The following is a 7,572-nucleotide window of genomic DNA, read 5'->3' on the forward strand; positions in this document are numbered from 1 at the left end:
GGCCTATATCGACGCCGAGGCCGCCCGTCGCGGCCGCGCGTTCGAAAGCAAGGTCGCGGCGATCTTCGCAAAGGGTGGTTGGACGCCGCACAAGTCGATTTCGATGACACGCCTCGGAGCGAGCAAGAAGCTCGGTGAGATTGACGTGCTGGCAGTCAGCGCCGACGGAACGGTTTGGGTAGTTGTCGAATGCAAGTGGTTCGGTGCCGCCCGCACCCCTCGCGAAGTGGCGGCGTGGATGCAGGACTTCCACGGGCGCGACGGCGACAAGCTGCACAAGCATCTGCAGCGTTGCGATTGGATCGAGGCCAACTCTGACCTGGTAGCGCAGCGACTTCGCCTGGCACCACCACAGAGAATTTTGAGGCGGCTAGTGACGACCCGCCCCGTCCCGCTCGCCTACTCGAACGAAGTCCCAGCTCAAACAAATGTGCGGACCGAGCGCCAGCTGCAGGCAGAATTCGGCCAGCTTCCGGCCGTCTGATGGTGTAGCGATCCGCTCAAGGCAGACCGTCGACAAATTGTGTGCCTCCTGGGCTGCTCTGGTCGTGCGTTGGAATAAACCGCGTTCTCTGCCATTAGTCGTCCTTCGCAGTCTCTATCTGCCGAAAACTGAACGGCCAAGCATGACGACCGAACGGCTCGTAACTACTGCTGCAAGGGAACGTCCGCTTTGGCGTAATAATGTGCTGAAAGAAGACGGTCCGCGTGCGGCCCCAAATCTGACATCAGAAGCCATGATCACGCCGGCAAGCAATCGAAAAACGCTTCACAGCTTGCGCCGACGGCCGGGGTGCGAACACCGAATGATCGCTGACGTTCAAGGTTTCTGAAAAGTCCCTGGCTACAGTCCCTCAAATTGCTGGCGCGGTAGCATCTACTCCGACACACGCGACCTCAATAGGGCCACTGCTGTTGCCTGTCATGGAGTTTGCCGCCTTGGCGAGTATTGAGATGAGCTCCTCAAATCCGTGCCGTTCATTGGTTTGCGGATCGATCCAAATGCGCGATTTATGATTGGTGATGATCAGGATTCCATGACGACGAGTTGCCGGCTTGAGGTAGTCCTCAGCGAGTTGAATACGCAAGGCATTATCAAGCTGGCGGAACGTCCAACCCATGCCTCCATGCTTTACCTCAATGGCGACCTCGCATTGGGCCGACGTGGAGGCAATGACGACGTCCGGCCGATCACTCAGGGCAACTTCGGCTTCTCGATAGGCATGAAACCGGCCCTTAGCTCGCAGCATCAGCTGCTCCGTTAGCCAATTACGCGCTTCGTCTTCGTCTTTTGCTCGCTCCAGTAAAGGGCGCGAACTGACGTCCCCCTTTTTTAGCTGGAAGCAAATTTCATCGAGAACCGACATGACGAGCCGCATCAAGTCGGCGCCTGTCTTGATCGGAGCCGTGTGCGTTCGCTCAAATTGTCGAACTTCAAGGGTGTCCCAGGCAGGCGGCTCACAGTCCTTTTCCGCCTTTGCATGCGCCAATTCACGAAATCGGTCGGTACGGTCTGCAAACGCTGGATCCTCTTCAGGAAGCCGTCGCACGCACCAAAATGCCTCAGGTCCGGGACGGTCCAGCAATTTTGACAAAATCGTGTTGCGGGCGCTCTCTGCATTGTCGCGCGTGTTCGGTGAGAATGTCCCGACATGATAGACGTCATCCTTCGGCCGGATGTGCCGATAAGAAAACCTCAACAGAAGGTCGAGCGTGGCGACGCTGGAGTGTTCTAATGCTGAAACGGCTATCCCCCGATGGTGACCGTCAAATAAAGCTGCGAGCACGCGTGCGACCCGAGTTTCGCCAGCGGCTGGTTGGTCCGACCCGATCCATTCGTCGAGACGGCGTCTGGCCCAGTCTGGCTCGATGACGAACAAAAGGCCGAGATTGGCAATTGCGAAGTCCTCCTTCCCAGCTGAAACGCTCGCTGCGAACCTTGCGTCAATCGATCCTAGCAAGCCGAGACGCGATCGATCGTCCAGGGTGAATTTTCGAACGACAGCGATTGCCTTCTCGATGATCTCAACGCGGCCCGCAGCGCGTTGTGCGATGATCTTGAGTATCAATCTGCGGAGCGGCTGGGAAATCAATGCCTCGGCCGATCCATAATGATAAAAGAAATCGGTACTGCCCAACTCGGTCGAACGCCATTCGCGCGCGAGTTCACGCCCAACGATAGGCAGCGCGGCCTTCGGATGATTGAGTACGAGCTTGTCGAGCCACTCGGGATATCCTTCTTCGGCGAAGCACGCGTGCCGGGCAATGCGTTCGGCGTCTTCGGCGCTGAGGGCCAGAGGCCAATCGAACCCCTCTCGTGCAGCAACCCCGATGCCGGCGAAGGCCAGAATTTGCGTCCATTGACGAGTTATGGCGCCTCCTGGTTTGCGCTGAGGCCGTTTCGGCTCTACGAACCGCCAGAGCGCCATCATGCCATCGCGATACGCTTCCCCGATCTTGCGATCGAAACCTTCTTCCAGAAGGCGCCACTGGCAAGGTGCGGCGTGATCGGCAAGCCCAGTCTTACGTTGCAGCCAATGGGTGAGGTGCTTGAGTCGATGTATGCCGGCTTGCCACGACGCAAGATTTTCTGGCGCACATAGTTGGCCGGGGTTGGCTCGTAAGGCCTCAGCGAACCTCATCCAGGAAGCCTTGGCCTCTTCTTGCTGTTGGTTCCGCTTGTCTTCGTAGGCTTCGTGCTCCGTACGGTGTTTTCGGTCTGCGTCGCTTTCCACCGGCGGCGCAAAGTAAATGGTAAGATCTTCGGCAAGTGCGGGCGATGTCGCTGCAATCGCTTTGAGGCGTTCTTGTTCCTCCTCCAGCCTCTCAGCGTTGAGCAATGAGACGATGAGGCTGAGCGCGACACGTCGATCGTCAATTTGAGGCAACGTCAGGGCGTCATTGAATAACCATACGAGATCCCGTTCCTCCGCGCCCCATAGTTTGTTGTTTGAGCCAAAATAGACGTGCCAGTGTCGACTAACCGGACGCTCGGAAGGAATGGAGCGAGTCTCTGCAACATCGGCCCATAACAAGGCACGGTTAAGCTTCGGATTCCCTTGCACCAGCTGGCGAATTGGCGGCTCGTCCTCTTCGACGGAATAACTCCGGTCAGCTCGTTCGATTGCCATCAGCAATCTGACGAGAGCATGGGAGGGGGCGTTATTGCCAAGTATTCCGATTTCGGCTGCGGCGATTGGCCGAAGGTGATCGGCAAGATAGCCAAATTTCACGGATACCCGATGATAGGTCTCCGCCAGCGGCGGCATCAGGCAGAGGTCGCCGATCACCTCTACAATTTTGGCTCTATCGCGCGACGTTCCGGCCAATCGATAAAGCCCAACGATCGAGTAGGCAAATCCGTCGGTCGAGCTTGGCGGTGGCGGTTTTGCTTCCGTGAGGAGGCGCAGCAGATCGTCAGTACTGAGAAAATTCGGGTACAGTGCTTGAGCAAGTCCCGCCGCCATATACGCGCTGAGCCTGCCAGGATTAGCCATTGCATCACGTGCGGCCTGTCGACATCCGACAAGATCGCCGCAAGCTTTCATCGCTTCGACGGCAACGATACGACGATAGCTTCTTGATCCCTTGCTCTTCGAAGCCTCACGCAACAGAGCTTCACAGCCCGAAATTGGCCCATCTTTTATCAAGCGCAGTAAGATAAATCGAAAATCGTCGTGGCTGTTTGCCTTCCATGCTCTGGTAATGTCGGCGGCCAAGTGCGCATCGGCGAACATGGCAAAGTTGCGAGAGTCCAGACTGGTATCGGGAATCTCGCCTTCCGCGTGCAATTTGGCCAGAGCTCCCAGGATTCGACCGCGGGAACCGATGTCAAGCGAGCGCGGGTCGCCGTGTTGCATTAGCACGATCGGTTCTCGGCGAATGATCTCATCGCAGACGTCGGTATGCCACAGCGCCAGCCAGGCAGCGGCGGGCCGCAACGAGGGTACAACTGTCGCGACGCCGTAACGCTCGGCAAAAATCAAGGTCCACATTTCAGCGCGCGGGCAACCGTCCCGGAGCAGGCGGTCCAACCATCGAGCGGTGAGATATTCCTGAGTTGCCCGATGGTGAAAGCGAATCCTGCCGAAGGTTGAAGGCGCAAAAATCCCACGCCGCAGTAGCGCATTGCGTTCCGCGTCACTCCATTCATCGAGCATGCGCGTGGGCTCAACGGCGCCCGCCACCAGGCTTGGATCGCTTTCCCCGCCAGGCGCGCGTAAGGTGAATGATCTACCAAGCGTTAGCGACGCAGCCAGACTTTCGGCACCCTGTCGAGCTTTGGCTGGAGTCAGCGTATCGTTGTCAGGTCGGTGAGGATCGTGCTCCGCTAGCTTCCTTTCGATTCCATAGTCGACCATCGCCGCCAGGCTGCCGAACGCCTTGTGTGTATTCCAATATGATGCCAGATCGAGTACGTCGCCAGGGCGCTGGCGGAAAGCTTCGAGCCCAGCTTTTGCAATAGCGGCGCTAAATTTTTCAGGATCGGCAACCCCTGCCGCTGATGCGAGTGCCGCCGATTGTTTTGCTTCAAGAGGTACAATCTGCGCCACAAGCAGCTCATGCGTTGCGGTTTCAGGCGTTTGCATCTGTTCAGATTTACTGCGGTCTTCGAAAAGCGGATCGAGAAGTTTGGCTTCGTCGACCTTGTTTGTTGCTAACTCTGCCGTCCTGTGCGCCGGCAGCCACTCGCGGATCGCGCGGCGGTCGTCATCGTTACGCCAATCGGTTACTCGGCACGAAATGAAGATATTCGCTCGTTCAAGGGCAGGACCGCTTTCCCGGGCAAACCGCTTGAGGGCAGTTTCGAAGCTCTTCCGATTAAGCCGCGCTTCGTCTATTGAATCGAGAAAGAACCAACCTTCGGCGGAGCCAGTCCGCCAGGCCTCATATTCCTGCGCTTCGCCTGGGCCAAGGGCAGCTTCGAAGCCTTGATCGGCGAGTTCCTCTATGCGTAGGTAAAATGATGGCCTGCTTAGGGCTGCGAGCTGGTGGGCCTGGTTACGGAACTCCTCCGATTTGCCGCTAGCAGCTTCAGCGAGAACAACTACACGGCGTCGTTGCAGCAGGCCCGACCAATCCAACCAACCGGATAAGCGGGAACCCCAGTGAGTCCCAATTTCAGGATTAAGTTCCTGATCCTTACTGATCGGCGCGAACCAGCGATGAAGTTCGACAAAGTCCATAGCCAGCCACTCTCGCCCGAAGACTCAGCGGGTCATTTTAGACAAGTCACGCAGTACTCTCACGTAGCTTCTGCATGCAGCTATGGCTTCAGGTAACGCCATTTTTTGGTCCAGCGCGAAAGTGAAAATCAGTGAGCCAGATCGATCAATGGGACGACAGCGTGTTGGGGATCGGCAGCAGTGACAAAATCTCAGACTCCAGGTCCGTTGCAGACGCACGTTTGATTGCGCACAAACGGAATGTCGTACATCACGTTGCGCAAGGCAGTCTGGGGAGATCTTCCTCGCGCCAGCACCTGTCATGAAACACGCAGGCCCGGCAGCAAAGGTGCAACTCGATAGGGCTGAGATGGCATCGAGATGACCGCAAGCCGCCCAAGGGGTCATGCTCGCAGTGCTGGTCGTCGCCCGAGACGGTAAATGTGTCGGCTGCCCGCTCGAAATGGCCCCTGGTACCCGCCGCGCCTTGCTTGCGAGCCATTGGGAAGCTGTGGAAATCGCATGGCATCCCGAAGGCGGCCGCTGTTTTGTAGAACCACGTTTGTCCGGTGATTACTAGAAATTCGTGGTTGGCGCCTCGTTCTTTGGTTCGCCGCACGAACTGTGGTAGCAACGGTGCGGTTGCCGCAATCATAGCCGCAGTAGATCCCGACGCAGGAGCGAAGGCATCCTCGACATCAGGATCGCGAACATTCAGCGGGTAAGCAGCCAAAGGTGACGGAACTAGATCCTGCCGGCCAAAAGCTGCTACGACGCTCTGTTCGAAGGCGTCTCCCCTGTTGGCTAAGAGAGAAAGAAATTCACCCAGGAGTTTTGCGTCCCGCGGTTCTTCCAGGGGTTGGGCATTGTAGTCAACCACACCCCAGGCCGAACCGCCTGACAACAACACTACAGCTGGATACACGGCGCGTGTTGGATACTCGCTGCGCATGCCACCGCTCATCCTGGTCGCAACGACAACGCCACGGTAAGTTTCCATCAAGGCAGAGGCACTGAGTACTCCTAGCGCCTCGCGAAGTGTTAGTGTGAGCGGAAGGGTATTGATAAGCCGCGATCTGGCGAGGAGGCGATAAATCTCCTGATGGGCATCGACAATCTCTTCCAGCGAGACGTAGCAGTGGATCGCGTCTGATGCAGGCACGCCGTCATCGACGAAAGCAGAGATGGGATCGGCAAAAATAATCAACCATCGCCCGGCAGTGATGACAACTCGCTGCAGCGTTTTCCGCTCAATCACGCCCAGAGAACGCACATATATCCGAAGGTCGTTGAGCCAAGTCGCCCATTGCGCCAATACTGAAGAAGGTGCTGCGTCGGCTTTTAGGCTACCAAGCGCCTCACTTACTAAGACGGCCATTCTCCGTCCTGCTACCTCTACGCCACGAGGCGGACGCACAGTTTTGGCGTCAGCTCCCTTGGCCTCGACGAGCAGCGTTGGTGCGCGTTGACCATCGAGCCCGAGATAGTCGAAATAGAGTCGGTCGCCGTTCTCGGCCCAACTCCGGGCCTCCTCGGTGACCTGACCAGGGTTGCCCGGATCCCACCCAAGTTCACGGAGCATTGGGTCGATCAGAAACCGCCGCGTGGGGCGTTCGAGCATGTCGTCCACAGCCAAACCACGCGGCGCTTTTCCTGCTTCAACAGCCTGTGCCGCCCTCGCTCGGATAATTGCTTCTTCCATCTTGAACCGATCGAAAGCGGCTTGAAGAGCGGTCCCGAAGGCGGCGATATTGGCCGCCTCGTTCATCGTAGAAGGTCCGGAAGTTCGAACAACAGTTTCAGAGCATCTGGCCAGCCAACGGACGAAAACAGCTCTAGCACCTCGACCAGCTTTTGACGTCGATCCCGATCTTCGAAGATGTCTCGGTGGTCTGCTAGGTAGCGACGGACCAGCTTCACCAATTTGTCCACGCCAAGCGATTCGAATTGGTAGCCGTCCCGTGCCGCCGACCCCAGGAGTATGTTAGCGGTCCGGTCGAAGACCGCCGGCGGGTCGCCTTCGACGAGGTATGCCAGCAATTCGATGAGGTTGTGGGCGGTCCTGGACTGAGCGTGGTTCGCAATGATGTCCAGAATTGGCGCGTAGTCGGCGAGGAAACGCTGCTTGGCTAGGATATCCGGCAGTCCCGGCTCGTCGTCAGTGTTTGATCGGAAGGCACCAGATCCGAAATAGAGCTGTTTGCAGACTTGATTGATCAGGTGGTCGGCTGCCAAGTAGAGGGGTCGCCAGGTGGCGACGGCCACGGCGTCGGGCTCTCCTAAGAGGTGAGGGCGGGCTGTGACGAGGGTCGCGGCCGCCGAGGTCGCAACCGCGTCCAGGATTCGTCGGCCGCGCGAAGCAATTTCGAGATCATCAGGGCTCGGTGCCTTGCCGTAAGGAAAGAAG

At 57.7% G+C, this 7,572-nt stretch carries 3 protein-coding genes and 1 pseudogene; 1 reads left to right on the top strand and 3 read right to left on the bottom strand.

Annotation, left to right across the window (positions count from 1 at the left end; all coding sequences use genetic code 11):
* Positions 1–484: nuclease-related domain-containing protein (locus EOA27_RS14145; RefSeq protein WP_189562025.1), on the top strand; the 484-nt coding region annotated here is incomplete at its 5' end.
* Between the two features lie 370 nt (positions 485–854).
* On the opposite strand, the gene EOA27_RS14150 is transcribed toward EOA27_RS14145, so the two are convergent.
* The 3 genes and pseudogenes from EOA27_RS14150 to EOA27_RS14160 form a co-directional block, all read right to left on the bottom strand.
* The gene (locus EOA27_RS14150; RefSeq protein WP_127256524.1) at positions 855–5,186 is read right to left on the bottom strand and encodes a hypothetical protein; all 4,332 of its coding nucleotides are present in this window, start codon (positions 5,184–5,186) and stop codon (positions 855–857) included.
* A gap of 250 nt (positions 5,187–5,436) precedes the next feature.
* Positions 5,437–6,933 carry a hypothetical protein gene (locus EOA27_RS14155; protein WP_127256526.1) on the bottom strand — a complete coding sequence of 499 codons (1,497 nt, stop codon included), beginning with the start codon at positions 6,931–6,933 and terminating at the stop codon, positions 5,437–5,439.
* A pseudogene (locus EOA27_RS14160) lies at positions 6,930–7,572 on the bottom strand (hypothetical protein); the annotation flags it as partial. The pseudogene EOA27_RS14160 and the gene EOA27_RS14155, both read right to left, overlap by 4 nt.

The organism is Mesorhizobium sp. M2A.F.Ca.ET.037.01.1.1 (assembly GCF_003998075.1).
Classification (GTDB): Bacteria; Pseudomonadota; Alphaproteobacteria; order Rhizobiales; family Rhizobiaceae; genus Mesorhizobium.

Coding starts and splice junctions, on each gene's coding strand:
- EOA27_RS14150 (WP_127256524.1), bottom strand. CDS start 5,186: ATGGACTTTGTCGAACTTCATCGCTGGTTCGCGCCGATCAGTAAGGAT.
- EOA27_RS14155 (WP_127256526.1), bottom strand. CDS start 6,933: ATGAACGAGGCGGCCAATATCGCCGCCTTCGGGACCGCTCTTCAAGCC.